Genomic DNA, 24,968 nt, shown 5'->3' with positions numbered 1-24,968 from the left:
TTGGCTTCGGTCGCCTTGGGTACCTTGGCCGCACGCCGTTCGCCTCCGGTCGGGCATGTCCCACTCCGTCAAGATCTACGACACCTGCATCGGTTGCACCCAGTGCGTCCGTGCCTGCCCTCTCGATGTGCTGGAGATGGTGCCCTGGGATGGCTGCAAGGCCGGCCAGATCGCTTCCTCCCCTCGCACCGAAGACTGCATCGGTTGCAAGCGTTGTGAAACCGCCTGCCCCACCGACTTCCTCAGCGTCCGCGTCTACCTGGGCGACGAGACCAGCCGCAGCATGGGTCTGGCCTACTGAAGTCAGGCGCAGCCTTCTGCAGCGCTTCCAGCCCGGCGCACGCCGGGCTTTTGCATGTCGGGCCCTGCCCGCTGTGCGTGCCTGCCGCAAGAAGCTTCGGCCTGGGTGCCGGCGGCCCTGCACCTGGCACCTGTCAGCTCGCAGCAGCTGGCACCTGGCACTGTTGCCAGGCAGCGGCGATCCTGTAGAACCACCCCAATTCCGGCCCATCGCCCATGTGCGGCATCGTTGCGGTGATCGGCTCCAGGGAGGCCGCCCCTCTCTTGATGGAAGGCCTCCGTCAGCTCGAGTACCGCGGCTACGACTCCGCCGGTCTGGCCACCGTGTCGATGGCTGCCGGGGCCGCCGCCCCCTCGGCTGACCCGGCCGGCACCCACCAGCTCGTCTGCCTGCGGGCCGAGGGCAAGCTGGTGAACCTGGCCCAGCGGCTGGAGCGGCAGGGCGCCCCCGGCAACTGCGGCATCGGCCACACCCGCTGGGCCACCCACGGCAAGCCCGAGGAGCGCAACGCCCACCCCCACCTCGATGGCAGCGGCCAGCTGGCGGTGGTGCAGAACGGCATCATCGAAAATCACCGGCAACTGCGCGAGGAGCTGCAGGCCCAGGGCGTCCACTTCCGCTCCGACACCGACACGGAGGTGATCCCGCACCTGATCGCGCGGGAGCTGGCGGCGCGTCTGGACGCGGGGGCGATCCCGAGCGGCGCCCTTCTGCTCGAAGCGCTGCAGCAGGTGTTGCCCCTGCTGCATGGCGCCTACGCCCTCGCGGTGCTGTGGGCCCAGACGCCCGGCGCCCTGGTGGTGGCCCGGCGTCAGGCGCCCCTGCTGATCGGTCTTGGCGAAGGGGAGTTCCTCTGTGCCAGCGACACGCCCGCCCTGGCCGGCTTCACCCGCACGATCCTGCCGCTGGAGGACGGCGAGCTGGCCCTGCTCACGCCCCTCGGCATCGAGCTTTATGACGCCGCCGGTGCCCGGGTGCAGCGCCTGCCGCGCCTGCTCACCGGCACCGAGCACGTGGCGGACAAGCGCAGCTTCCGCCACTTCATGCTCAAGGAGATCCATGAGCAGTCGGAAACGGCGGCCTTGTGGGTGGCGCGTCACCTGCCCGAGCCGAACGGCGGCCCGGCCGGACCCTCCCTGGTGGCCCTGCCCCTGGAAGACGGGGTGTTCGAGCAGGTGGAGCGGATTCAGATCCTCGCCTGCGGCACCAGCCGCCATGCCTCGATGGTGGGCGCTTACCTGCTGGAGCAGCTGGCCGGCCTGCCCACCTCGGTGTTTTACGCCAGCGAGTTCCGCTACGCACCGCCGCCGCTGGTGCCCCATACCCTCACGATCGGGGTCACGCAGTCGGGCGAAACCGCTGACACCCTCGCCGCCTTGCTGATGGAGCGTGAGCGGCGCGACCTGATCCCCGATCCCGCCTACGCCCCGAAGTTGCTGGGCATCACCAACCGGGCGGAGAGCTCGCTCGGTCGCCTGGTTCCCCACCTGCTCGACATCGGCGCCGGCATCGAGGTGGGGGTGGCCGCCACCAAGACCTTCATGGGCCAGCTGCTGGCCTTCTATGGCCTGGCCCTGTCGTTCGCCGAGCGGCGCTCCAGCCGCAGCCCGGCCCAGCTGCAGGCCCTGGTGAGCGGCCTGCGGGCCCTGCCGGCCCAGCTCCAGCAGCTGGTGGAAACGCACGACCGCCAGTGCGCCGAGCTGGCCCACCTGTTCGCCGATACCCAGGACGTGATTTTCCTGGGCCGGGGCATCAACTACCCGATCGCCCTGGAGGGGGCCCTCAAGCTCAAGGAGATCAGCTACATCCACGCCGAGGGCTACCCGGCCGGCGAGATGAAGCACGGGCCGATCGCCCTGCTCGATGCGCGTGTGCCGGTGGTGTCGATCGCCATGCCAGGTGTGGTGTTCGACAAGGTGCTCTCCAACGCCCAGGAGGCCAAGGCGCGTGACGCCCGTCTGATCGGCGTGGCGCCGGAAGGCCCCGACACCGGACTCTTCGATGTGCTGCTGCCGGTGCCGGCCGTCGACGAGCTGCTCTCCCCCCTGCTCACCGTGATCCCGATGCAGTTGCTCAGCTATCACATCGCGGCCCATCGCGGCCTCGACGTCGATCAGCCCCGCAACCTGGCCAAGAGCGTCACTGTGGAGTGACCCTTCCCTTCGCCCCTGACGCTCCGATCGTGCTGGTCCTGCGCCTGAGTCTCCTGCTGGTGGCCCTGGTGGCCCTGCTGGGCTTCTTCGCCGCCGCCGAATTTGCCCTGATCCGCCTGCGCCCCAGCCGGGTGCAGGTGCTCTCCAGCGGGGGCACGCCGGGCGCCAAGGCGGTGGAGCGGTTGCAGAAGCGGCTGCGCCGCACGTTGCTGGCCACCCAGCTGGGCGCCACGCTGGCGGTGGTGGCGCTGGGCTGGTCGGGGCGCGGCCTGGCGACCAACCTCGATCCCGAGGGTGAGAGCCCCTGGATCGACCTGCTGGTGTTCGCCGTGATCGTGAGCCTGGCCACCCTGCTGGGCGGCCTGATCCCGAAGGCCTGGGTGCTGCATCGCCCGGAGGCCTCCGCCCTGCGGCTGGCGCCGGTGCTGGAGTCGGTGAGCCGCACCCTGGCGCCACTGCTCACGGCGTTCGAGCGTGTCACCGTGACGCTGTTGCGCCTGCTGGGGCTGCCCCGCAACTGGGATGCGCTGGTGCCGGCACTGTCAGCCGGGGAGCTGGAAACCCTGATCGAATCGAACAGCGTCACGGGCCTGATGCCGGATGAGCGCAACATCCTCGAAGGGGTGTTCTCCCTGCGGGACACGCAGGTGCGTGAGGTGATGGTGCCCCGCTCCGGCATGGTCACCCTGCCGCTTGATGCCTGCTTCGCCGAACTGATGGATGCGGTCCATCAGACCCATCACGCCCGCTTCCCGGTGATCGGTCAGTCGTTGGACGACGTGCGCGGCATGCTCGACCTGCGCCGCCTCGCCGAACCGATCGCCCGCGGCCAGTTGCAGGGGGACACCCCATTGGCCCCCTTCATCTCACCGGTGGCTCGCGTGCAGGAAACCGCCTCGCTGGCGGAGCTGCTGCCGCTGATCCGCAGCGGCCAGCCGCTGCTGGTGGTGGTTGATGAGCACGGTGGCACCGAGGGGCTGGTCACGGTGGCCGATCTCACCGGCGAGATCGTCGGCGAGGAAGACGATCAGCACGAGGGTGGCGACGATCTTCAGCAGCTGCCGGACGACAGCTGGCTGGTGGCCGGCGAGCTGGAAATCTTCGAGCTGAACCGGCAGCTGGGCCTCCGTTTGCCCGAAGCCGATGGCCACCACACCCTGGCCGGCTTCCTGCTGGAGCGGCTGCAGCACATTCCGGCGCCCGGAGAGAGCCTGCGCTGGAAGGGCCACCACTTCGAGATCACCGCCATGGACGGCCCCCGCATTGAGCGGGTTCACATCACCTGCCGGTCTGCCGATGAACGGGGCCCCGCAGCGCAGGGTGATCGTTGATAATGCCGTCTCAGGAACGAGGTCTGGGCCGTTGACGCGTGAGCATGTGACGCGATGACGACGGATCCCATCACGCCGGTGAAGGTAGGGGTCATTGGCATCGGCAACATGGGTTGGCACCACGCCCGGGTGCTGAGCCTCCTGCGCGATGCGGAGCTGGTGGGGGTGGCCGACCCCGACGCCCAGCGCGGCCGCCTGGCGGTCGAGCAGTTCGGCTGCCGCTGGTTCCCCGACTACGGCCCGCTGCTGAGTGAGGTGGAGGCGGTCTGCATCGCCGTTCCCACCCTCCTGCACCACCGGGTCGGCATGGCCTGCCTGCAGGCCGGCCTGCACGTGCTGATCGAGAAGCCGATCGCCGCCACCCAGGAGGAGGCCAGCGCCCTGATTCAAGCCGCCGAAGCCAGCGCCCGCCAGCTGCAGGTGGGCCACATCGAGCGCTTCAACCCCGCCTTCCGCGAACTGCGCAAGGTGGTGGCCAATGAGGAAGTGGTGGTGCTGGAAGCCCGCCGCCATAGCCCCCATGCCGATCGGGCCAACGATGTGTCGGTGGTGCTCGATCTGATGATCCACGACATCGACCTGGTGCTGGAGCTCGCCCAGGCGCCGGTGGTGCGGCTGGCGGCGGCCGGCGGGCGCAGCGGCGAAGGCCCGATCGACTACGTCAACGCCACGCTCGGCTTCGAGAACGGCGTGGTGGCGAGCCTCACGGCCAGCAAGATGGCCCACCGCAAGATCCGCAGCCTCAGCGCTCACTGCCGCGCCAGCCTGGTGGAAACCGATTTCCTCAACCGCAGCCTGCACATCCACCGCCGCGCCCACGAGTGGGTGTCGGCCGATCACGGCGAATTGCTCTACCGCAACGATGGCTTCATCGAGGAGGTGAGCACCACCTCGATCGAGCCGCTCTACGCCGAGCTGGAGCACTTCCTGCAGTGCGTGCGTGGCCGGGAAACCCCGGCGGTGGATGGCCAGCAGGCCTCCCGCGCCCTTCTGCTGGCCAACCTGATCGAGCGGGCGGTGGATCAGCCGGCGCTCTGCATGGCCCTCGACGCGCCCATCTGAGCCGGGGCCGGTGACCGGGGGATCACCGCCAGGTCGCGCAGGGCCAGCATCTGCCAGCGGCGGCAGGTGGCCGGTGAGGAGCGGTAGAAGAGATCCCAGGCCGACGCCTTCTGCTGTGGGTAGCTCTCGATCGGCTGGTGCGGATGGGTCTGGGCCCAGCCGGCCCGCACCGCGTAGCCGATCACCACATCGAGGGCCAGGTAGTCGTCGAAGCGCACCTGGGGGTTGGCCCCCACGAAGGCCACCAGCGACAGCAGTGTTTCCGTGCAGAGCTGCCGGTATTCCGGCGCTTCGATCTTGATCAGCAGGTGCTCCACCAGCGCGGCGAAGTTGCGTTCGCCCCGGGTCTTCTCCGACAGCAGCGGTTCGCTCTCGAGGCGGTTGCGGCGCTCCAGCTTGTCGCCGATCACCAGGCCGCGGCAATGGTGCAGCAGGTCCCAGATGCCGGCGTAAAAATCGCGCGGGACCCGCTGCAGGGCCCCCAGCCGCTGGCGGTGCTGCAGCCAGCTGGTGCCGCCGGGGGGGAGATCTTCCATCGGATCCGACACTTCCCACTGCACCCGCCCCTGCAGGTGGAGCTGCTCCTTGGCCAGCAGCGCCTCGCGGGCGTGATCCACGTCGGCGAGCACGGCCCGCAACCGCCGCCGGATGGCATGGGGAGGGAGGCTGCAGAGCGTTTCGAAGGCTTCGTCGGGGGTGAGATCCTGCTCGGCGGCCAGCTCGCCGGTGAGCAGCAGCAGCAGCTGGCCCAGCTGCAGGGTGAGGCTGCCCTGCAGCAGTTTCGGCTCCAGCCGCGCCAGGCCATCGAGGGCAAGCAGCAGCTCCTGCTGCAGCATCCATTCACGGCCGTCCTCGCCGCTGAAGCGCTGGATCATCGCCGCGATCGCCACGCTGCCCTGTGGTTCGGTGATCAGCGAGTCGCGGGTGTAGTTGCGGCCCACCACCAGCTGCTTCTGGTGCACTAGCAGATCGGTGAGCGCATCCTCCAGCTGGGGGTGCACCAGTTGCATCAGCCCGCCGCAGCGGCGCACCACGTTCCAGTCGCCCGTCATCAGTCCGCGGCGGTACACCTCCTCCACCAGACCCCGCAGGGTCACCGGTCCGCTGCTGAACGGCCCCTGCAGGATGGCGTTGGGGCCGAGCCGCCGCACCAGCTGCTCCAGCACCTCGGCCTGTTCGGGCAGGGAGGTGCTGCTCCAGAGCCGGTCTGCGAGGACCGGCAGGGGCGCGTCATCCAGTTCCTGCTCCTGCTGGATCGTGAGCGGTTGCTGGCTGGTGCTCTGCTGAAGGAGTGGGGGGCGGCTGTTGGCCGCCGGCGCGGTGGCGGCCGGCAGCGGCGGCAGCGTTTCCCAGCCGGCCAGCTCGGTGAAGGCTTCGAGGCGGTCGAGCCGCACCGGTACCCCCTCCACCAGCCCTTCCTGCAGCCTTTCACCCAGCCGCAGCAAGGCGCCGGGATCCCTGCCGAAGGGCACCACGGCGAGGGGAATCACCAGCAGCGGCAGCCCCGGCCCGCGCCACTGGCGCATCAGCACCCGCAGCTCGCTCACCACCGTGTCGGCGAGCTGTTCAGGGTCATCGGCCAGGTAGAAGGTGCCCTCCTCCAGCACGGCGGGCAGGAAGGCGATGGGGTCCTCGCCGTCGGCGCCCGGGCAGCGGTAGAGACGCGCCGTGGCCATGGTTTCCATCCGCACGGGCGGGTGGCCGCTGAGACCGAGCCGGGCGTTGGCGCCCACCTGGGCCTTGCGCCGTGCCAGCTGCTGGGAGCTGGCGATGCGCACGGCGCCATCCGGCCGGCTCACCGGCAGGCCTTTCTGCTCCAGGGCGTCGGCGATCTCGGCTGTGGCCGGCGCCAGGGCCACCAGCACCTGCTCCGCCCCCAGTGGCCGTGGCAGCCGCCGCCCGCAGGGGTCGATGTCCTCGGGCTCGATCAGGCCGTGCAGCAGCAGATCCCCCAGCCAGGTGAGGCTCTGGGTCCACAGCAGCGGCACGTTCGCGTTTGGCACCCGGGCCTGGCTGCCGGGCTGGCGACGCTCTGCGGCAATCGCCTCCTCCGGCACCAGGTAGAGCTCAGGCAGCAGCGGCACGCCCTCCACCAGCACGCTCACGGATTCGAGCCGCCGGCGCCAGCGCCAGGCTTCCTCCCAGCGCTGCTCGCAGCAGGCGGTGACCAGCTCGTAGCCCAGGAACAGCGGCCATTCGCACTCGATGCTCTCGAACTGCGCCAGCTCCTCCCGTTCGTAGTGGAGGCGGTTGTGGTCTTCGATCAGGGTCTGGTGGCCATCGCGGCGAAAGCGCTTGTAGCCGTAGGCGCCGCCGAGCTCGCGGCGGATCTTGGTGCGGGTGCGCTCCACCAGCTCTTGCGTGTCCACCGCCCAGGCCGGGTAGCCGATCACCGCCAGGCAGGCGCTGTCCACCTCCTTGCTGGCCGATTCCCGGGGCAGCAGAGCCTGCAGGGCCCGCCGCAGCCGCACGATCGCGTCGTGGGGAATGTGCAGACGGCAGTGGCCGTCGCCATGGGGGCCGTAGAGATCCAGCCCTTCGAGCGCCTCGAGCGCCGCCTTCACCAGGCCGATCGAACTGGCATTCCGCTCCGGTTCGCCGTGGTTGCCTTTGTCACCCCGCTCCCAGATGCCGTAATCGGCCACCCGGTAGGCGCGGGCCACGTAGTACACGAGGTTCTGCAGGAAATCCCGCTCGTGATGGCTGCGCACCACCACCAGCCCCGCCCGGGTGAGCTGCGCCAGCTGCAGCAGGTAGAGCGCCGTGGCATCGAGCTGCAGGTGGCCCCAGCCGTCATCGGGCACCACTGGATCGCCGCTGGAGGTCTCGAACTTGGCGTGAATGGCATCGAGGCGGTCGAGGCTGCGCTTGAAGCGCTCCACCTTGTGGGCCTGGCGCATCATCGCCGTGAGCAGGCCGCGCATCAGCTGCAGCACCCGCTGTTCCAGCTCATACACGCGTGTGCCGGCTCCGTGCAGGCGCCGCTGGGCGATGGCCAGCCCCCAGACGCACTGAATCGAATACACCCCGTCCCGCACCCAGGCGTCGCCGTAGTTGCCGTGAACGGTGTGGGCGGTGCTGGCGGGCAGCAGTCCGCTGATCGGGTGCTGGCGCACCAGCACCACATGGTCGATCTGGGCGTGGAGCCGCTCAAGCAGCGCTTCGGCCTCGGACCGCTCCAGCCGCAGGGGACCCTGCATCACCGGCGCTTCAGGTGCGGGCAGGCCATGGGAGGGATCGCCGCTGCCCCAGGTGTCCGCCGCCCAGCTCTCTGTCATTCCTGCTCCGGCTCCGTGCGACGGGAATCGCGGCGCCACCGGCACCGGTACTCTCCACTCATTCTCTCCCGCGGCCCCACGGCCCTCAGGCAGCGATGGCCACACAATCCACCCCGTTGGCTGGCCGGCGTTCCCTGGTGCTCGGCCTGCCGGTGGATGTCTGCCCGGATGTGTTCGCGGCAGCGCTGGATCTCCATGGTGCCGGCGGCGGCCAGATCGTCACCCTCAATGCCGAGATGACCATGGCCGCCCTGGAGCAGCCGGAGCTGGGCGCGGTGATCCATGCCGCCGAGCTGGTGATTCCCGATGGCGCCGGCGTGGTGTGGGCCCTCCGCCGGCAGGGGCATCGGGTGCGGCGCACGCCCGGCATCGAGCTGGCGGATCGGCTGCTGCAGCAGGCCGCCGAGGCTGGCTGGCGCGTGGCCTTGGTGGGGGCCAGCCCGGAGGTGATGGCCTCACTGAGCGAGCAACTGCGCCGGCGCCTGCCCGCCCTCCAGCTGGTGATGACGATCCACGGCTACCAGGCGCCGGAAGCCTGGCCAGGCCTGGAGCACGCCCTGCAGAGCGCCCAGCTGGATCTGGTGCTGGTGGCGCTGGGGGTGCCCCGCCAGGAAACCTGGATTCAACGCGTCCACCACGGCCGCCGCGGGCTGTGGATGGGGGTGGGCGGCAGCTTTGATGTCTGGGCCGGCGTCAAAAAAAGGGCGCCCCGGTGGATGGGCGCCCTGCAATTGGAATGGTTGTTCCGGCTGATTCAGGAACCGGCCCGCTGGCAGCGGATGCTGGCCTTGCCGGCCTTTGCCTGGGCGGTGATCCGGGAACGGCGCTGAAGCACCCCGCCATCGCCACACAGCCATTTGCCACGGCGATCAGCTGCCGCTAGCGGCGGAAGACCAAGTCGGAGAGGATGCGATCAGCGGAGCGCGATCCAGACAAGGAGATCAGCGGAAGCCCACCGAGGCCTGCCACACGAAGGCCAGCAGCAGGAAGAAGAGGGGGATGATCGGCAGGATGTCCACCAGAGGACCGAACGCCTGATAGGCCTCGGGAAGCTGGGCCAGGGTGGAGCCCGGCGCGGCGTTGGCAGTCGCGAGGGCGAACAGCATGGAGAAAGGCATCGCGGGCCTTGGAAACCTGTGTGGCTCGGACGCTACCACGTGTGCGCCGCCGGAGATCCCTGCTCCCACGGAGCGAAATCCTCTGAAAAACACCCCTCGCGGATCGCTTGTGCCATGGCGCTGGTGAAGCGCAGCAGCTGGGTGAGGTTGTGGAGGCTGAGCAGGATGCGCCCCAGCAGTTCCTCGCTGCGGATCAGGTGGTGGAGGTAGGCGCGGCTGTGGTGGGCGCAGGCCGGGCAGGGGCAGCTGGGATCGAGCGGGGTGTGGTCGTGGCGGAAGCGGGCATTGCGCAGGTTCCAGCGCTCGCCTCCCACCAGTGCGGTGCCGTGCCGGCCCAGCCGGGTCGGCAGCACGCAGTCGAACAGATCAATCCCCTGCGCTACCGCGATCGCCATTTCGCGGTAGCTGCCCACTCCCATCAGATAACGCGGCCGGTCGTCCGGCAGCAGCGGCGTCACCTGGCGCACGATGCGATGCATCGCCTCCACCGGTTCGCCCACGCTCACCCCACCGATGGCGATGCCGGGCAGGCCCATCGCCGCCACCGCCCGCGCCGATTCTTCGCGCAGGTGGGCATGGGTGCCCCCCTGCACGATGCCGAACAGGGCCTGATCGGGCCGGCTGTGGTGGGCGATGCAGCGTTCCAGCCAGCGGTGCGTGCGCCGGTTGGCTTCCGCCACATCGGTTTCGCTGGCCGGATAGGGGGGGCACTGGTCGAAGGCCATGGCCACATCCGCACCGAGCGCCATCTGGATCTCCATCGACCGCTCCGGCGTGAGCGTGATGCGGGCGCCGTCACGGGGGGAGCGGAAGACCACGCCGTCGTCGTTGATCGTGTTGATCGCCCCGAGGCTGAACACCTGGAAGCCACCGGAATCGGTGAGCAGCGGGCCGCTCCAGCCCATGAAGCGATGCAGGCCGCCCGCTTCCGCCACCACCTGTTCGCCTGGTTGGAGATGCAGGTGATAGGTGTTGGCCAGCACCATCTGGGCCTTGGTGGCGCGCAGTTGCTCGGGGGTGACCCCCTTCACCGTGGCCAGGGTGCCCACCGGCATGAAGCGCGGCGTGTCCACCACCCCGTGAGGGGTGTGGAAGCTGCCGCAGCGGGCATGGCTGTGGCTGCAGCGGTGGGACACCTGAAAACGGAATGGCGCCGCGGCCTCAGGCCCGGCAGCCTCGGGGGCGGAGCGGTTCACGGCATCAGCGCGCGCACGGTCGACGAACCTAGGTGCTCCCTTCCGATGCGCTGCGGTTCGTGTCTTCCCGTCCGCCATCCCCGTCCGCCCCGCCGGCCTGGTGGCAGGAGCTCGCCGGTGCCTGGATCTTCTACAGCGTGCTGCCGGCCTGGCCGCGGGTGCAGCCTCGCTTTGAGCGCATCGCCCGCTTCGGCCCCTGGATCGGCGCCGTGCTCGGCAGCCTGCAGGGCCTGCTCTGGATCCTCAGCGATGGCGGGCTGCCGCCCGCGGCCCAGGTGGCGCTGGTGCTGGCCTGTGGCCTCAGCCTCAGCGGCGGGATTCACATTGATGGGGTGATGGACACCGCCGACGGCCTCGCGGCAGGCGAGCGGGCGCTGGAGGCGATGGACGACAGCCGGGTGGGCGCCAGTGGCGTGGTCGCGTTCGCGCAGGTGCTGCTGGTGCGCGCCGCCGCCCTGCTCACCCTTGCGGAGGTGGCCCCGGCGCCGTTGGTGGCGCTGGCCCTGATCTGGGCGGCGGTGTGGGGGCGCCTCGCCCCTTTGGTCGCCATCCAATGGTTTCCGTATCTGCGGCAGACCAGCGGCGGCAGCGCCGGCTTTCATCGCCAGCACTGGCGCGGCCTTGGCCGCGAATTGCTGCCCTCCCTGCCTCTGCTCGTGCTGCTGGCCCTGGCGTCCGGCTCGGTGGGCCTGGGCGGTCTGGGCGCGCTTGGCCTGGTGCCCGCGCTGGTGATCCCCTGGCTGCTGGGGCGCCGCCTGGGTGGGCACAGCGGCGACACCTACGGCGCCTGTGTGGAGTGGTGTGAAGCCCTGGCGCTGGCCCTCATGGCGTTGATGGTGGCGCTGGCCTGAGCCGGCCCACGGCAGGTGCGCTGCTGGCGGGCAGCTGCAGGCAGAAGGCATTGCCGGTGCCGGGCAGCGCCGGATCCAGCTCCTGCGGCGGGATGTGCAGGGTGAGATCACCACCCAGGCTGCGGGCCAGCGCCCGGGCCAGGGTGAGCCCGAGGCCCGTACCGGCTGTGCCGGCGGCCTGCGCTCCCCGCATGCCGCGCTCGAAGATCGCCTCCCGCTCGGCCGCGGCGATCGGTGCTCCACCGTCCCAGACGATCAACCGGGGCCGCTCGGCGTCGCCGGGGGCGTGGGCCACCTCCAGGCCGATCGGTGCGCCGGGCGGGCAGTAGCGAAAGGCGTTCTCCAGCAGGTTGGCAACGATCTCGGCCACCGCACCGCTGTCACCGAACCACTGGGGCAGGACCTCGCCGCCCAGCCAGCGACGGCCCTGCAGCAAAGCTGTGGCGGCGGCCCGTTTCAGCAGGGGATCGAGGCGCTCCGCCAGCGCCTGTGGCTGGCCCGAACTCAGGGAGGGCGGCAGCAGCAGGGGCTGGGGATCCTGGCTGCCGGGGCCGATCAGGGGCCGCTCGATCAGCCCATCGATCGCCTCCACGTAACGGTTGAGCTGCTGCTCTTCCGCCAGCAGGTTCTCCACCAGGGAGCGGTTGTCGGGGTCGCTCTCCAGGCGCCGCAGCAGCAGCTTGCCGAAGGTGCGCAGGGCGGCGAGCGGGTTGCGCAGCTGGTGCACCAGCAGCCGCAGATCCTCCTGGTTCCGCTTCAGCTGGCGCGTGAGCCGTTGCTCCTCCAGATCGAGGCAGAGCACTTCGGTGACCGCCTGGGCCGTGGCCTGCAGCCGGGGCGTGAGCGTGGGCGACCACGGCAGGGAGGCCGTTTCCACCCGGATGGCACCGAGCAGGAGCTGCTCGCGGCGCAGCGGCAGCCAGCGTCGCTCCGGGCAGGGCAGCTGCAGGCTGCGGTCTTCATCGACGGCAGGCAGGGCGGTGGAACGGCGTGGCCACTGGCCCACCGGCACCAGGCCCGGCTTGCCGCCCTGGCGCGTCATGGCGAGGTAGACGACCAGGGAGTGGAGGTCGGGGCGATCGGAAAACTGATCCAGCTGATGGGTCAGGAAGGCGGTGAAGCGCGCAGAAACCTCCATCAGCACTGAAACGGACGGGTTGCCGAAAGAAATTGCGATCCGATGATCCGGATTTCGGAAAAAGGCTTAAGATTTACGTATCGACCAATACTTCGCTGTCCGGGAGCGGATGGCACTGCGGAGGTATCGGCGGCAGCGGTTGCATTTCCCTTGCGACCGAGGCTACAGCAGAGGCTGAATCGTCCCTCTGCCGTTCGGCGACCCGCTCGGGTCCGCCGCGCCGTTATCCGTGTCGTGTTCGGGCGTGATCTGCCAGCAGGCCACCCCGTGCACCACCGCTCCCGCCCTGCCCTGATTGGCCGTTTGCTGCATCCATCCCGGGTGCGCATTCGCCGTGGCTCGCCTCGGCACGCCACAAAACCCATCCTCCTTTCCTCCCCCTCGGGAGTCGTTCCATGTCGAAGAAGCGCAAGCGGATCAGCCGCCGTCGTCTTGCCGGTCAGCGTGTGTTGGCCCATGTGCCCACCCACAACCTCGAAACCGGTGAGCACAAACCGGTCACGGCCGCCCGGCGCTTCATCGCCGAATCCGCGCTGGTGCCGCCGGCCCTGCTCAACGTGCGCCGCAACGAGCACACCACCGACCGCTTCTTCTGGGGTGAAAAAGGCCTGTTCAGCGCGCAGTACGCCGAGGAGAACCACTTCCTGTTCCCCTCCCTTCGCCTGATCGTCGATGAGATCGGCGAAGAAAACCTGTTTGCCGGCATCGAATCCAGCGCCGCCGACGACTGGGAGGAAATGGAAGAGTACGAATACGCCTTCGTCTGACTTTCCCCTGCGGGAAGGCCGCCCTCCAGGGGGCGGGCCTTCCCGCGATAACCGCCGCAAGGCCCCGATCCCAGGATCTGCTCAGGCCGGTGCAGCGCCGAGTTGATCCTGGAGAAACGTGCGCAGTTGCGGAAACAGCGCCGGATCGATGCTGTGCCCGCCGCTGAAACCCAACAGTTCAGCCTTCCCGCCTGCGCCCTGCAGCAGCTGCTGCAGCCGCTCGCTGGCGGCAAAGGGCACCACCGGATCCTCGCGCCCATGGGTGAGCAGCACCCGGGGCAGGGGGCCACGGGGCAGCCAGTCGGGGTGGGGATAGCCACTGCAGCCGATCACGCCCGCCAGTGGCAGGGTGCTGGCCACATCCACCGCCATCGCGGCGCCCTGGGAGAAGCCCAGCAGCACCGTGTTCTCCAGCGGCACCTGCTCGCCCAGTTGCAGCAGGCGCAGCTGCAGCGCTTGCCTCGCCGCCGCCACCAGCTCGGGCCAGAGGGGATTCTGCAGGTCGTACCACTGGCGGCCCATGCCCTGTGGGTGGGGCTCGGGGGCCCGCAGCCCCACCAGGCCGATGGCAGGGCCGGCCAGCTCCTGGCCGAGATCGATCAGATCATCCGCATCGGCGCCCCAGCCGTGCAGCAGTACCAGCCGCCGCTTCGCCTCGGCCGGTCCATGGACACGCTGATCGGTAGACATCGGAGGGGTGGCGGCGGAAACAAACGGGGAGTTGCTGCGTAGGTTGTGGCAATCGCGTCTCGATCGACATGGCACCCACGGCGCTTCTGAGTGTGTCGGACAAACAGGGCGTGGTGGCGCTGGCCCACACCCTCCACCACACCCACGGCTTCCGACTGCTCTCCAGCGGCGGCACCGCCGCGGTGCTGGCGGCGGCCGGCCTGCCGGTCACCCGGGTGGCGGAGCACACCGGCTCTCCGGAGATCCTTGGCGGCCGGGTCAAGACCCTTCACCCCCGCATCCATGGCGGCATCCTGGCCCGCCGCGATGACGCGGCCCATCAGGCCGACCTCGAGGCGCAGGGCATCCCCCCGATCGATGTGGTGGTGGTGAACCTCTATCCGTTCCGCGAAACGGTGGCCGACCCAGCCGTGAGCTGGGAAACGGCCGTGGAAACGATCGACATCGGCGGCCCGGCGATGGTGCGTGCCGCCGCCAAGAACCATGCGGCCGTGACCGTACTCACCAGCCCAGCCCAGTACGAACCGTTCCTCGCCGCCCTGGCGGCCGGCGCGCTCGACGACGCGCTGCGCCAGCGTCTCGCCCTGGAGGCCTTCCGCCACACCGCCGCCTATGACGCGGCCATCAGCGCCTGGCTGGAAAGCCGCCTGGAAGCCGCTGCGCCGCCACGGCCGCTGGCCATCGAGCTGCCCCTCCAGCAGACCCTGCGTTACGGGGAGAACCCCCATCAGCAGGCGTCCTGGTTCTCCGCTCCCGCCGCCGGCTGGGGCGCGGCCCGCCAGCTGCAGGGCAAGGAGCTGAGCATGAACAACCTGCTGGATCTCGAAGCCGCCCTCGCCACCGTGCGGGAGTTCGGCTACACCGACCTGGCCCAGGGCACGGCCGCTGAGACGCCGGCCGCCGTGGTGGTGAAGCACACCAACCCCTGCGGCGTGGCGGTCGCCACCGATGGGGCGATGGCCCTGCGGCGGGCCCTCGACGCTGACCGCACCTCGGCCTTCGGCGGCATCGTGGCGCTCAACACACCGGTGGATCAGGCGGCCGCCGAGCTGCTCACTGGCCTGTTCCTGGAGTGTGTGGTGGCACCGGGCTACAGCTCCGAGGCCCGCGAGCAGCTGGGCGCCAAGGCCAATCTGCGCCTGTTGGAGCTCGATGCAGCCGCGATCGCCCGGGCCCCTCGCCACCAGTGGCGCAGCGTGCTGGGTGGGCTGCTCCAGCAGGACCTTGACGATCAACCGGTGGACGAAGCCGAGTGGCAGGTGGTGACGGGCAGGGCGCCGACGGCGGCTGAACTGGACGATCTGCGCTTCGCCTGGCGGTTGGTGCGTCACGTGCGTTCCAACGCGATTGTGGTGGCCAGCGATGGGGCCAGCCTCGGCATCGGTGCGGGCCAGATGAATCGGGTTGGATCGGCGCGGCTCGCGCTGGAGGCGGCGGCAGAGGCGGCCCGGGGGGCGGTGCTGGCCAGCGATGGCTTCTTCCCCTTCGACGACACCGTGCGCCTGGCTGCCCGCCATGGCATCACGGCGGTGATCCAGCCGGGCGGCAGCCTGCGCGATGGCGATTCGATCCGGGCCTGCGAGGAGTTCGGTCTGGCGATGGTCACCACCGGACGTCGCCACTTCCTCCACTGAACGGACGGGACGACACCGTGAGTTGTAGCTTCGCAACGTCACCGTTCTCACTGCGATGCCGGACGCCCTGGCTTTCAATCTCAACTTCCTGCATCCCCTGCTGATGTGGGCGCTGCTGGCACTCTTCGGCTACGCCCTCTATCTGGGGGTGAAGGCCAAGAAGACCCGTACCGCTGAACCGGAACAGCGCAAGGAGTTGATCAAGGGCAAGTTCGCCCAGCGCCACTTCCAGATCGGCAGCCTGGTGCTGGCCTTGATGGTGCTCGGCAGCTTCGGCGGCATGGCCGTCACCTACATCAACAACGGCAAGCTGTTCGTGGGGCCGCACCTGCTGGCGGGCATCTCCATGGTGAGCCTGATCGCCGTGGCCGCCGCCTTCGCTCCCGCCATGCAGAAGGGCAACATGCTCGCCCGCAAGGCGCATGTGGGCCTGAACATGACCGTCATGTCGCTGTTCCTGTGGCAAGCGGTCAGCGGCATGCAGATCGTCAACAAGATCTGGACGAGCCGCTGAGAGCGCACGGATTCTGAGCCCTGAGCCGCTGTGGGCCACTCAGGGCCTCTCCGGCCGCAATGCCAGGCGCTCAGAAACGCGCCTGACGCCGTGGCGGGCAGGTGAGCTCATGGGTGGCGTGGAAATCCTCCTGCACCTTCCAGGTGAGCTTGCGCGAGATCTGCCGCACGATCTGGCGCAACAGGTGATCGCCGCTGGATTGCACCAGCCCTTCAGGCAGCAGGCCGATCACGGCGGGCAGCCGGATCCACACGCTCAGATCCAGGGTCCAGCGCACCATGGTGGCGAGCGCCTGATCGCCTTCGCCACGCTCAAGCTGCAGCGAGGCGTTGAAGGCCACGTCGTAGATCTGCTGCAGGGCGGGGTCGCCTTCCGGCAGAGGGATCGTCACGATCCGGTAGACCCCTTCGCTCTGTGGCAGCAGCTCCAGCCCGATCGTGGGCTCCACTTCGAAGCCGAAGTTGCCGAAGCGGCCCAGGGTGAGCGCATAGCCGTTGTGCCCGAGCGGCAACACCTGCATCGGAGCCGCGCAGCGGCGGAACCAGCCGTCGTGATGGTCGAGGTAGGTGGCAACGGTGCGTGGCTCCGCACGCATTTCCATCAGGTCGGCGAAGACGCTCGTGTAGCACCGGATGCGTGCATCGTCCCCGTTGCGTAACTGGGAAACGGGCGCGACAGCGTCGGACAGATGGCGGGGCTGGGTGAAGGTCAAAGGATTGGACCTACCGGAGGCCGGAGTGGATGAACTGTTTCTGGTTGTCACAGGCAACCGTAAATCGCAGCGTCCGACTGATACGCAGCCGATGTGACAGCAAGCTGGGATGCCTCCGTGTCATGCAGAAGGGCACGTTCCTGGGTGCTGCCGTTCCTGGCGCTGACGCCGCTGGCACGGTTGCGGGTGGCACGGTGCAAGGCGACAGGGAGGCCGTCAAGGGTGCTCAGGGCTCGCACAGCTCCATCAGGTGACGGATCACATCCTCCACCACCCGGTCGGGGGTGGAGGCTCCGGAGGTGATTCCCACTTTCAGCGGCCCCTCCGGCAGGAAGGGGGACACGCTCTCCAGTTCGCCGCCCAGGGGCTTGTGCTCAATCTGATTGCCGGGGCCGATCCGCTCGGGCGTGTCGATGTGGAAGGAGCGGATGCCGCGGCTGATGGCGATCTCCTGCAGGTGGGTGGTGTTCGAGGAGTTGTAGCCGCCGATCACCACCAGCAGATCCAGTGGTTCGTCCACCAGCGAGAACATGGCGTCCTGCCGCTCCTGGGTGGCGTCGCAGATCGTGTTGAAGGCCAGGAAGTGATCGTTGAGGGCGGTGGGGCCGTAGCGGGTCAGCATCGTGCGCTCAAACATGCGTCCGATGTCCTCGGTTTCGCTCTTGAGCATGGTGGTCTGGTTGGCCACCCCCACCCGATCGAGGTCGCGGTCGGGGTCGAAGCCAGGCGAGCAGGCCTTGGCGAACCGTTCCATGAAGGCCTCGCGATCGCCGCGGCCGAGGATGTAGTCGCAGACCATCTGGGCTTCGGCGGTGTCGAGCACCACCAGGTAGGTGCCGGCGAAGGAGCTGGTGGCAAGGGTTTCCTCGTGTTTCACCTTGCCGTGAATGATCGAGGTGAAGGCCTGCTTCTTGTGCTTCTCCACCGTGTTCCAGACCTTCGACACCCAGGGGCAGGTGGTGTCGACGATGTGGCAGCCCCGCTCATTGAGCAGCTGCATCTCCTGCACCGTGGCGCCGAAGGCCGGCAGGATCACCACATCGCCGGTGCCCACCTCGGAGAAATCCTTGACGCCTTCCTCCACCTGAATGAACTGCACGTTCATCTGGCGCAGGTGGTCGTTCACCGACGGGTTGTGGATGATCTCGTTGGTGATCCAGATCCGCTCGCTCGGGTAGTGACGCCGCGTTTCGTAGGCCATCGCCACCGCCCGCTCCACGCCCCAGCAGAAACCGAAGGCCTCGGCCAGCTTGATCGTGAGGCGCCCGTGGCGCAGCTCATAGCCCTGCTCGCGGATCGTGGCGATCAACGCGCTCTGATAGGCCTGCTCGAGGCTGCCGGCCACCTCTTCGGCCCGGCCGAAGCCGCGGCGGTTGTAGCGCTCCGAATGGTGCAGCGAGCGCTTGAAGGCACGGGTGTCCACGGCATCGCCCCACATCGCTGACGACTCTATGGGCGGGCCCGGGCGATTGACGACAAAAAACCCACGGGGTGAGCCGTGGGTCGGGGCGCGGAAGCAAAAGGCCGCGCTTTGGTGAACCGGGGTTCAGCTGGCCGTGGAGGCGAAATCGGGATAGGCCTCCATGCCGTGCTCGCTGATGTCAAGGCCTTCGACTTCCTCAGCTTCCGTGACGCGGATGCCACCGCTGATACCGCCGAGCACGGACCAGACAATCCAGGAGGTGACGAGGGCGAAGATCACGTAGCAGACCGAGCCCAGGATCTGCAGGCCGAGGAGCCCGAAGCCACCGCCGAAGAAGAGACCTGCGTCTTTGTTGAACAGGCCCACGGCGAGGGTACCCCAGATGCCGCAGGTGCCGTGAACGGACCAGGCACCCACGGGATCATCGATGCCGAGGCCGTCAATGATGCCTACCGAGTAAACAACAATCGCACCGGCAATGAAGCCGACGATCCAGGCACCGGCCATGCCGAAGCCGTCGCAACCCGCGGTGATGCCCACCAGGCCGGCCAGGATGCCGTTGATGGTCATGGTGAGGTCAGGCTTGCCCGACTGCAGCTGGGAAACCACCGTGCCGGCGATGCCTCCGCCTGCGGCACCAAGGGTGGTGGTGACAGCGATGTAGGGAACGGCTTCGGTCATGGAAAGGACGGAGCCGGGGTTGAAGCCGTACCAGCCGATCCAGAGAATCAGGCAACCGAGGGTGGCGATGGCCAGGTTGTGGCCAGGGATGGCCTTGACCTTGCCATCAACGAACTTGCCGATCCTGGGGCCGAGGATGATCGCCCCGGTCAGGCCAGCACAAGCACCAACCGTGTGGACGAGGGTGGAGCCGGCGAAGTCGATGAAACCGAGTTTGTTGAGCCAGCCTTCGGCGTTCCACTTCCAGCTTCCGGCGATCGGGTAGATGAAACCCACCAGCACCAGCGAGAAGATCACGAACTCGAAGAACTTGATGCGCTCAGCCACCAGGCCGGAAACGATCGTGGCGGAGGTGCCGGCAAAGGCCACCTGGAAGAGGAAGTCAACACTGGGAACCAGAGCGCCATCCGTGACCATCGCCGGGGTGACGGCGGGATCAAAGAACAGGCCGAGCGGACCTCCCTTGCCGTAGAAGAGCCAGCCGGGCACAACAGCCGAGCCGTACATCAGCGAATACCCGATCAGCCAGTAGGCACTCGCCGCCAGGGCGAACACGATCAGGTTCTTGGCCAGGATGTTGGTGGCGTTCTTCTGGCGGCAAAGCCCGGCTTCCACCATGGCGAAACCGGCGTTCATGAAGATCACCAGGATCGAGGCGATCAGCAGCCAGAGGTTGTTGATCAGGAAGGCAGGGGTGAGCTCAGGCAGCTCAGCGGCGTGGGCCGAAAGGTTGAACACACCAAGACCGAAGAGCGCCAGCGGAACGCAGGCCATCCAGGTGAGGGTGCGGGAACTGCTCATGCCACTGATGCGACGCAGCAGCAGTGGGGGAGCTTCGAGCAGGCTCGCCTCCGACAGGCGCTTGGGGCGCCGTTGTCGAGGGGCTTGGGTTGCAATGGTCATGTAAGAAAAGACCAGGAGGGTTGTCGGAAGTGGATGACGCCCGGAAGCGCGTCCCTGGCCGCCAAACTTCCTTTCTGATGCGTGTTCCTGTGGTGTCGACGGCTACAAATCGATCAAAGAGAAGAGGATGTGCCGTCTAAGACTTCATGCGTCAGCACCGGTGTGGTGCCCTGCCATGTCACCGTGTCCTCCCGGAAGTCGTAGCGGCAGGGCAGCACCTCCACCCCGGCTGCCACTGCCGTGCGGAAGAGCTCCCCATAGCGGGGATCGGCGGAGTCGCCTGGTGCGAAGCGGTCCACGTCCCCACGGCTCAGGCAGGGAACCAGCACCGCACGGGCCTCGGGCAGCAGGTCGGTGAGTTCCTCCAGGTGCTTCTGGCCCCGTTCGGTGACCGTGTCGGGAAAGAGCGCCAGGGAGCCGCGGCTCCAGGTGGTGTTCTTGATTTCCACATAAATCTGGCGGGGATCGGCCGCTCCCTCGGCGGGGGTGAGCAGCAGATCGATGCGGCTGCGTCGCCCGCGGCCATAGGGAACCTCCGCGCGGATGGCCCCGATCGGCCCCAGCCAGGGCTCCAGCAGACCAGCTTCAATCGTGGCGCGCACCAGCCGGTTCGGCAAGGCGGTGTTGATGCCCACCCAGCAGAGGGAACCGTCGGCGCTGGGCACTTCCGCCTGCTCCCACGTCCAGGCCAGCTTGCGCTCGGGCCGGGGATCGTGGCGCAGCCGCACGCGGCCGCCGGGAATCAGCACCCCGGTCATCGGGCCGGTGTTGGCGCAGTGGGCCGTCACCACCGCGCCATCGGTGAGCTCCACATCGGCCAGGAAGCGCTTGTAGCGCCGTAGCAGCAGCCCCTCCACCAAGGGCTCGAAGCGCAGCACGGTGGCGGCCGCTTGGGGGGCGGATGCCGCGTCTCTGGGGGCTGGTGGCATGGGGTGGGGGGACGCGGTGGAGAATCAGCCGAACGAATGGGCCTGCGGTCGATACCGGATGGTGAAATCCCTGCGGCGCATCGCCTTGATCGTGGGCCTTGCCACCGCGTTGAGCAAGGTGGCAGGTCTGCTGCGCCAGCTGGTGATCGCCGCCGCCTTCGGCGTGGGGGCCGCCTACGACGCCTACAACTACGCCTACGTGTTGCCGGGATTTCTGCTGATCCTGCTGGGTGGGATCAACGGGCCGTTTCACAGTGCCATGGTGAGCGTGCTGGCCCGGCGGCCGCGCCAGGAGGGGGCCCACGTGCTGGCGGCGATCAACACCCTGGTGGGGGTGGGCCTGCTGGGCGTGACCGTGCTGCTGGTGCTGGCTGCCGATCCGCTGATCAGCCTGGTGGGCCCGGGCCTGGAGGGGGAGCGCCACGCGATCGCCGTGCTCCAGTTGCGCTGGATGGCGCCGATGGCTCTGTTCGCTGGCTTGATTGGCCTGGGTTTCGGGGCTCTCAACGCCGCCGATGTCTTCTGGCTGCCCTCGGTGAGCCCACTTGTTTCCAGCGTGGCGATGATCGGCGGCATCGGCGCGCTCTGGTGGCTGGTAGGCCCGGAGATCGGCCTGCCGGCCACGGCCGTGCTCGGTGGGGTGGTGCTGGCGGGCACCACCACACTCGGAGCCGTACTGCAGTGGCTGATCCAGCTGCCGGCCCTGGCGAAGCAGGGGCTGCATCGCTTCCAGCTTGTGTGGGACTGGCACCACCCCGGTGTGCAGGAGGTGTTGCAGGTGATGGCGCCGGCCACGCTCTCCTCCGGGATGCTGCAGATCAATGTGTTCACCAGCCTGTTCTTCGCTTCGGGGATGGTGGGTGCGGCGGCCGGTCTGGGCTACGCCAACCTCCTGGTACAGACACCGCTGGGCTTGATCTCGAACGCCTTGCTGGTGCCGTTGCTGCCGGTGCTCTCCAGGCTCACAGAACCGGCCGACCGGCCAGCCCTGGTGGGACGCATCCGTCAGGGGTTGATGCTCTCCAACGCCAGCATGTTGCCGTTGGGGGCCTTGATGGTGGGCTTGGCCGGCCCGATCGTGGCCCTGATCTACAAGCGGGGAGCCTTCGACGCGGACGCGGCCCAGCTGGTGACCAGCCTGCTGATCGCCTATGGGGTGGGCATGCCCGCTTACCTCGGCCGCGACGTGATCGTGCGCGTCTTCTATGCCCTTGGTGATGGCACCACACCGTTCCGTTTCTCCCTGGCCGGGATCGGCTTCAACGTGGTCTTCTGCTGGTTGTTCGTCGGAGGGCCCACTCCCTGGGGCCTGCAGTTGCCGGCGATCAACTTCGGCGCTGCTGGGCTGGTGATGGCAACCGTCGCTGTCAACGTGCTCACCTGCCTGGGGTTGCTGCTCGCCCTCCAGAATCGCCTCGGCCAGCTGCCCCTGCGTCAGTGGGGCCGCGACAGCCTGCTGTTGCTGCTGGCGGCAGTGGGGGCCGGTCTTGTTGCCTGGCTGCTCTCGATCGGCGTGCCCTGGCCGGCCGGCCTGATCGGCCAGTTGCTTGAGTGCGGCCTCAGTGCTTCCCTGGCCTTCGGGGTCTACGGGCTGCTGGCCACCTCGGCCGGGGTGCCGGAAGCGCGCCAGCTCAGCCAGCAGGTGCTGCAGCGGCTCAGGCGCCGCTCTTGAGCCGCACCTGCCGTTCCTCCCGCACGTGAACGGGCACCTCGATGTGGCTGCGACCCACCATCGTGGGCCCGTCGATCGAGAAGATGCGGGCTTCGATGCCGAACTCGCGAAAGGCGGTTTCCAGCTCCTGGATCAAGGCCTTCTCCACCTGGGCTTCGGCGTCGACCACCTTGCCGATCAGCCGCCCACCCAGACGGCCGATGCGCTGACGGACCACCTCGCGGGCGTTGGTGACCTCGATGACCAGCATCCGGCGCCTGCGGTGGCAGCAACCTTATGCGCAGCCTTGCCTTTGCGCCCGGCTTGTCGCCGAACTTCAGTGGCTGAAGCCGTCGAGCACATCTTCGAGGTCGCGCAGTTGCCCAGGGGGGATCAGCCGCGCCAGCGGCAGGCGGCTGGAGCCGCCACCGATCGGCACCTGCACCGCCTCCAGCGCCTGGCGGGCGCACACCCCGGCCCCCTGGTCCAGCCGGGCTGCACATTCGATCGCCAACGGGCCATCGAGGCCCGCATCGCCCAGATAGAGGTGCCAGCCGGCGATCTGCAGGTAGAGCCGCTCGGCGAGGGCCTGGCGGAGGTCTTCGATCTCGGTGGCCGAGAGCGTCATGGCCGCAGGGGGCAAGGGGAACTGCTCATCGTGTAGCCCCATCGGAAGCGGGCGGTCGCCGGCTCAGCACCACGCACAGATGCACCAGCCACAGCCCCCCCCAGCCCAGGCTCAGCCAGCCCAGATGGTTCCAGGGGTGGCGCAGACCCTGCACCACCCAGAGCCCGCTGTTGATGGCGGCGAAGGCCATGCCGTGCAGGGTGAGGTTCACGATCCGCTCGAAGTGGCGGTAGGTGGGGTCGGTGGGATCGGCGGGGCCGTACCAGCGGATCGGCATGGTTGTTGCGCGGTGAGCCGCCGCAGGAAGCTGCCTCGATTGTGGCCCCAGGGCCTGGGCCTGTTGACGGAAGGGCCCTCCGTGCGGTGAGAATGTGTGGGCAAGCGCTTGTAGCTCAGCGGATTAGAGCATCTGACTACGGATCAGAGGGTCGGGAGTTCGAATCTCTCCAGGCGCGCTTTCAACGTTTCCCGTTTTCGCTTCCTCTCACCGCCCACCCGGGCGGTTTTTTTTGCGCTTCCGCGCCAGCAGCCCTGCGGGTGGGTCGATTTCCTACGATCCGTTCCATCAGGCGACGTACCGATCGATGACGGACTCCAGCGGCGAGGCCCTCAACCATTCCCTGGCGAGCGGTGATCCCGCCATCGCCGCCCTGATCGGCAAGGAGCAGGAGCGTCAGCAGCACCATCTCGAGCTGATCGCCAGCGAGAACTTCACGTCCCGGGCCGTGATGGAAGCCCAGGGCTCGGTGCTGACCAACAAGTACGCCGAGGGCCTGCCCCACAAGCGCTACTACGGCGGCTGCGAGCACGTTGATGCGATCGAGGAGCTGGCCATCGCCCGCGCCCGCCAGCTGTTCGGCGCCGACTGGGCGAACGTGCAGCCCCACAGCGGCGCCCAGGCCAACTTCGCCGTGTTCCTGGCTCTGCTGCAGCCGGGCGACACGATCCTGGGCATGGACCTCTCCCACGGCGGCCACCTCACCCACGGCTCTCCCGTGAACGTGTCGGGCAAGTGGTTCAAGGCCGTGCACTACGGCGTTTCCCCCGACACCGAACAGCTCGATTTCGCCCACATCCGCGAGCTGGCGCTCGAGCACCGGCCCAAGCTCATCATCTGTGGTTATTCCGCTTACCCCCGCACGATCGATTTCGCCGCTTTCCGCGCCATCGCCGATGAGGTGGGCGCCTATCTGCTGGCCGACATGGCCCACATCGCCGGTTTGGTGGCCGCAGGTGTGCACCCGAGCCCTGTCCCCCACTGCCATGTGGTCACCACCACCACCCACAAGACCCTGCGCGGCCCTCGCGGTGGCCTGATCCTCACCGGCGATGCCGCCTTCGGTCGGCAGTTCGACAAGGCCGTGTTCCCCGGCAGCCAGGGCGGCCCCCTGGAGCATGTGGTGGCCGCCAAGGCCGTGGCCTTCGGCGAAGCCCTCCAGCCGGCCTTCCGCGCCTACAGCCAGCAGGTGGTGGTCAATGCCAAGGCGATGGCGGCCCGGTTGATGGAACGCGGCATCCGGGTGGTGTCGGGAGGCACCGACAACCACCTGGTGCTGCTCGATCTGCGCTCGGTGGGCCTCACCGGCAAGGTCGCCGACCTGCTGGTGAGCGATGTGAACATCACCGCCAACAAGAACACGGTGCCGTTCGACCCCGAATCGCCTTTCGTCACCAGCGGCCTGCGCGTTGGCAGCGCCGCGCTCACCACCCGCGGCTTCGATGCCGAGGCGTTCGTGGAAGTGGCCGATGTGATCGCGGATCGCCTGCTCCATCCCGAGGACGCCGTAGTGGAACTGCGCTGCCGTGAGCGGGTCCGGGCGCTGTGCTCGCGTTTCCCCCTGTACGGCCCGGTCCGCGTGGCCCAGCCGGTCTGAGCTGCCCCTCCTCCCTAAGCTGCTCGCCAGGACAACCAGGCCCATGGCTCACCCTGTGATGAACCATCCCGCCTTGGCCTGTGCGCTGTCGGCGTTCCATCCCCCCAGCCACGCCCTGAGCCTTCAGCTGAGAA

23 protein-coding genes and 1 tRNA gene are annotated in these 24,968 nt (G+C 68.5%); 12 read left to right on the top strand and 12 right to left on the bottom strand.

Translation table 11 applies throughout. From position 1 onward, the window contains the following. The first annotated feature begins 55 nt into the window (after positions 1-55). The 4 genes from psaC (at position 56) to ACWJI3_RS10980 (ending at position 4,847) form a co-directional block, all read left to right on the top strand. Positions 56-301 carry a photosystem I iron-sulfur center protein PsaC gene (gene psaC, locus ACWJI3_RS10995; protein ID WP_094513650.1) on the top strand — a complete coding sequence of 82 codons (246 nt, stop codon included), beginning with the start codon at positions 56-58 and terminating at the stop codon, positions 299-301. 215 nt (positions 302-516) lie between these two features. Beyond that, positions 517-2,454: a glutamine--fructose-6-phosphate transaminase (isomerizing) gene (glmS, locus tag ACWJI3_RS10990; RefSeq protein ID WP_259730680.1), complete on the top strand. Its 1,938-nt coding sequence runs from the start codon at positions 517-519 to the stop codon at positions 2,452-2,454. 38 nt (positions 2,455-2,492) lie between these two features. Continuing rightward, positions 2,493-3,785, top strand: a complete 1,293-nt coding sequence (locus ACWJI3_RS10985) for a hemolysin family protein (RefSeq protein ID WP_480203776.1) — start codon at positions 2,493-2,495, stop codon at positions 3,783-3,785. Between the two features lie 54 nt (positions 3,786-3,839). Continuing rightward, entirely contained in the window at positions 3,840-4,847 is a 1,008-nt protein-coding gene (locus tag ACWJI3_RS10980; RefSeq protein ID WP_094513644.1) for a Gfo/Idh/MocA family protein, read from the top strand. Here ACWJI3_RS10980 and ACWJI3_RS10975 read toward each other — a convergent pair. Then, positions 4,808-8,047 carry a glycoside hydrolase family 15 protein gene (locus tag ACWJI3_RS10975; protein ID WP_480203775.1) on the bottom strand — a complete coding sequence of 1,080 codons (3,240 nt, stop codon included), beginning with the start codon at positions 8,045-8,047 and terminating at the stop codon, positions 4,808-4,810. The two genes, ACWJI3_RS10980 and ACWJI3_RS10975, sit on opposite strands and share 40 nt — an antisense overlap. A 173-nt stretch (positions 8,048-8,220) precedes the next feature. Between ACWJI3_RS10975 and ACWJI3_RS10970 the strand changes: the two genes are divergently transcribed. Next, positions 8,221-8,955, top strand: coding sequence for a WecB/TagA/CpsF family glycosyltransferase (locus ACWJI3_RS10970; protein ID WP_255100617.1), 735 nt, complete (start codon positions 8,221-8,223; stop codon positions 8,953-8,955). A 111-nt stretch (positions 8,956-9,066) separates the two neighbouring features. Here ACWJI3_RS10970 and ACWJI3_RS10965 read toward each other — a convergent pair whose 3' ends face one another. Together ACWJI3_RS10965 and tgt are read right to left on the bottom strand one after the other, a co-directional pair. Next, positions 9,067-9,231 carry a photosystem II reaction center protein K gene (locus ACWJI3_RS10965; RefSeq protein WP_094513972.1) on the bottom strand — a complete coding sequence of 55 codons (165 nt, stop codon included), beginning with the start codon at positions 9,229-9,231 and terminating at the stop codon, positions 9,067-9,069. A gap of 44 nt (positions 9,232-9,275) precedes the next feature. After that, positions 9,276-10,379 (bottom strand): tRNA guanosine(34) transglycosylase Tgt, encoded by a 1,104-nt coding sequence (gene tgt, locus ACWJI3_RS10960; protein ID WP_369803071.1) that lies wholly within the window; start codon positions 10,377-10,379, stop codon positions 9,276-9,278. A gap of 92 nt (positions 10,380-10,471) precedes the next feature. Between tgt and ACWJI3_RS10955 the strand changes: the two genes are divergently transcribed. Then, the gene (locus tag ACWJI3_RS10955) at positions 10,472-11,290 is read left to right on the top strand and encodes an adenosylcobinamide-GDP ribazoletransferase (protein WP_480203690.1); all 819 of its coding nucleotides are present in this window, start codon (positions 10,472-10,474) and stop codon (positions 11,288-11,290) included. Here the strand turns inward: ACWJI3_RS10955 and ACWJI3_RS10950 are convergent. Beyond that, positions 11,262-12,428, bottom strand: a complete 1,167-nt coding sequence (locus ACWJI3_RS10950; protein WP_094513963.1) for a sensor histidine kinase — start codon at positions 12,426-12,428, stop codon at positions 11,262-11,264. The genes ACWJI3_RS10955 and ACWJI3_RS10950 overlap by 29 nt on opposite strands. 395 nt (positions 12,429-12,823) lie before the next feature. On the opposite strand from ACWJI3_RS10950, the gene ACWJI3_RS10945 reads away from it, so the two are divergent. Then, complete coding sequence (locus ACWJI3_RS10945; protein ID WP_094513636.1) at positions 12,824-13,195, top strand: DUF3155 domain-containing protein; 372 nt, start codon at positions 12,824-12,826, stop codon at positions 13,193-13,195. A gap of 81 nt (positions 13,196-13,276) precedes the next feature. Here the strand turns inward: ACWJI3_RS10945 and ACWJI3_RS10940 are convergent, their stop codons facing one another. After that, complete coding sequence (locus ACWJI3_RS10940) at positions 13,277-13,885, bottom strand: alpha/beta hydrolase (protein WP_255100620.1); 609 nt, start codon at positions 13,883-13,885, stop codon at positions 13,277-13,279. Between the two features lie 68 nt (positions 13,886-13,953). Between ACWJI3_RS10940 and purH the strand changes: the two genes are divergently transcribed. Together purH and ACWJI3_RS10930 are read left to right on the top strand one after the other, a co-directional pair. Then, positions 13,954-15,519 (top strand): bifunctional phosphoribosylaminoimidazolecarboxamide formyltransferase/IMP cyclohydrolase, encoded by a 1,566-nt coding sequence (purH, locus tag ACWJI3_RS10935; protein WP_480203689.1) that lies wholly within the window; start codon positions 13,954-13,956, stop codon positions 15,517-15,519. A 55-nt stretch (positions 15,520-15,574) separates the two neighbouring features. After that, positions 15,575-16,033 (top strand): DUF4079 domain-containing protein, encoded by a 459-nt coding sequence (locus ACWJI3_RS10930; RefSeq protein WP_094513628.1) that lies wholly within the window; start codon positions 15,575-15,577, stop codon positions 16,031-16,033. 70 nt (positions 16,034-16,103) lie between these two features. Here the strand turns inward: ACWJI3_RS10930 and ACWJI3_RS10925 are convergent, their stop codons facing one another. The 4 genes from ACWJI3_RS10925 to sfsA all read right to left on the bottom strand — a co-directional run bounded on the left by ACWJI3_RS10925 (position 16,104) and on the right by sfsA (position 20,681). Further along, positions 16,104-16,721, bottom strand: coding sequence for a DUF1997 domain-containing protein (locus ACWJI3_RS10925; protein ID WP_255100724.1), 618 nt, complete (start codon positions 16,719-16,721; stop codon positions 16,104-16,106). Positions 16,722-16,971: 250 nt separating this feature from the next. Beyond that, the gene (locus ACWJI3_RS10920; RefSeq protein ID WP_255100623.1) at positions 16,972-18,168 is read right to left on the bottom strand and encodes a 4-hydroxy-3-methylbut-2-enyl diphosphate reductase; all 1,197 of its coding nucleotides are present in this window, start codon (positions 18,166-18,168) and stop codon (positions 16,972-16,974) included. 123 nt (positions 18,169-18,291) lie between these two features. After that, positions 18,292-19,752, bottom strand: a complete 1,461-nt coding sequence (locus tag ACWJI3_RS10915; RefSeq protein WP_480203688.1) for an ammonium transporter — start codon at positions 19,750-19,752, stop codon at positions 18,292-18,294. Positions 19,753-19,865: 113 nt separating this feature from the next. Continuing rightward, the gene (sfsA, locus tag ACWJI3_RS10910) at positions 19,866-20,681 is read right to left on the bottom strand and encodes a DNA/RNA nuclease SfsA (RefSeq protein ID WP_480203687.1); all 816 of its coding nucleotides are present in this window, start codon (positions 20,679-20,681) and stop codon (positions 19,866-19,868) included. Positions 20,682-20,739: 58 nt separating this feature from the next. Here sfsA and murJ point away from each other — a divergent pair, with 58 nt between their 5' ends. Then, on the top strand, positions 20,740-22,353 hold the full coding sequence (gene murJ / locus ACWJI3_RS10905) for a murein biosynthesis integral membrane protein MurJ (protein WP_480203686.1): 1,614 nt from the start codon (positions 20,740-20,742) through the stop codon (positions 22,351-22,353). On the opposite strand, the gene ACWJI3_RS10900 is transcribed toward murJ, so the two are convergent. From ACWJI3_RS10900 to ACWJI3_RS10890, 3 genes are all read right to left on the bottom strand, one after another. After that, the gene (locus ACWJI3_RS10900) at positions 22,337-22,603 is read right to left on the bottom strand and encodes a cytochrome-c oxidase (RefSeq protein WP_255100627.1); all 267 of its coding nucleotides are present in this window, start codon (positions 22,601-22,603) and stop codon (positions 22,337-22,339) included. The two genes, murJ and ACWJI3_RS10900, sit on opposite strands and share 17 nt — an antisense overlap. A 66-nt stretch (positions 22,604-22,669) precedes the next feature. Further along, entirely contained in the window at positions 22,670-22,960 is a 291-nt protein-coding gene (locus tag ACWJI3_RS10895; protein WP_094513613.1) for a DUF3181 family protein, read from the bottom strand. Positions 22,961-22,985: 25 nt separating this feature from the next. Next, positions 22,986-23,237, bottom strand: coding sequence for a hypothetical protein (locus ACWJI3_RS10890; protein WP_480203685.1), 252 nt, complete (start codon positions 23,235-23,237; stop codon positions 22,986-22,988). Between the two features lie 104 nt (positions 23,238-23,341). On the opposite strand from ACWJI3_RS10890, the gene ACWJI3_RS10885 reads away from it, so the two are divergent. Continuing rightward, positions 23,342-23,415: transfer RNA gene (locus tag ACWJI3_RS10885), tRNA-Arg, on the top strand. Between the two features lie 129 nt (positions 23,416-23,544). Next, the gene (glyA, locus tag ACWJI3_RS10880; RefSeq protein ID WP_094513607.1) at positions 23,545-24,834 is read left to right on the top strand and encodes a serine hydroxymethyltransferase; all 1,290 of its coding nucleotides are present in this window, start codon (positions 23,545-23,547) and stop codon (positions 24,832-24,834) included. Positions 24,835-24,968 lie beyond the last annotated feature (134 nt).

It is taken from the genome of Marcopretia estuarina LEGE 06307 (assembly GCF_056633115.1).
This window is presented reverse-complemented; position numbering and strand designations above follow the sequence as displayed.

Excerpts from the sequence above, each read along its gene's own strand:
- psaC (WP_094513650.1), top strand. The coding sequence starts at position 56 with ATGTCCCACTCCGTCAAGATCTACGACACCTGCATCGGTTGCACCCAG.
- glmS (WP_259730680.1), top strand. The coding sequence starts at position 517 with ATGTGCGGCATCGTTGCGGTGATCGGCTCCAGGGAGGCCGCCCCTCTC.
- ACWJI3_RS10980 (WP_094513644.1), top strand. The coding sequence starts at position 3,840 with ATGACGACGGATCCCATCACGCCGGTGAAGGTAGGGGTCATTGGCATC.
- ACWJI3_RS10975 (WP_480203775.1), bottom strand. The coding sequence starts at position 8,047 with ATGCAGGGTCCCCTGCGGCTGGAGCGGTCCGAGGCCGAAGCGCTGCTT.
- ACWJI3_RS10970 (WP_255100617.1), top strand. The coding sequence starts at position 8,221 with ATGGCCACACAATCCACCCCGTTGGCTGGCCGGCGTTCCCTGGTGCTC.
- ACWJI3_RS10965 (WP_094513972.1), bottom strand. The coding sequence starts at position 9,231 with ATGCTGTTCGCCCTCGCGACTGCCAACGCCGCGCCGGGCTCCACCCTG.
- ACWJI3_RS10950 (WP_094513963.1), bottom strand. The coding sequence starts at position 12,428 with ATGGAGGTTTCTGCGCGCTTCACCGCCTTCCTGACCCATCAGCTGGAT.
- ACWJI3_RS10945 (WP_094513636.1), top strand. The coding sequence starts at position 12,824 with ATGTCGAAGAAGCGCAAGCGGATCAGCCGCCGTCGTCTTGCCGGTCAG.
- ACWJI3_RS10940 (WP_255100620.1), bottom strand. The coding sequence starts at position 13,885 with ATGTCTACCGATCAGCGTGTCCATGGACCGGCCGAGGCGAAGCGGCGG.
- purH (WP_480203689.1), top strand. The coding sequence starts at position 13,954 with ATGGCACCCACGGCGCTTCTGAGTGTGTCGGACAAACAGGGCGTGGTG.
- ACWJI3_RS10930 (WP_094513628.1), top strand. The coding sequence starts at position 15,575 with ATGCCGGACGCCCTGGCTTTCAATCTCAACTTCCTGCATCCCCTGCTG.
- ACWJI3_RS10915 (WP_480203688.1), bottom strand. The coding sequence starts at position 19,752 with ATGACCATTGCAACCCAAGCCCCTCGACAACGGCGCCCCAAGCGCCTG.
- sfsA (WP_480203687.1), bottom strand. The coding sequence starts at position 20,681 with ATGCCACCAGCCCCCAGAGACGCGGCATCCGCCCCCCAAGCGGCCGCC.
- murJ (WP_480203686.1), top strand. The coding sequence starts at position 20,740 with ATGGTGAAATCCCTGCGGCGCATCGCCTTGATCGTGGGCCTTGCCACC.
- ACWJI3_RS10900 (WP_255100627.1), bottom strand. The coding sequence starts at position 22,603 with ATGCTGGTCATCGAGGTCACCAACGCCCGCGAGGTGGTCCGTCAGCGC.
- ACWJI3_RS10895 (WP_094513613.1), bottom strand. The coding sequence starts at position 22,960 with ATGACGCTCTCGGCCACCGAGATCGAAGACCTCCGCCAGGCCCTCGCC.
- ACWJI3_RS10890 (WP_480203685.1), bottom strand. The coding sequence starts at position 23,237 with ATGCCGATCCGCTGGTACGGCCCCGCCGATCCCACCGACCCCACCTAC.
- glyA (WP_094513607.1), top strand. The coding sequence starts at position 23,545 with ATGACGGACTCCAGCGGCGAGGCCCTCAACCATTCCCTGGCGAGCGGT.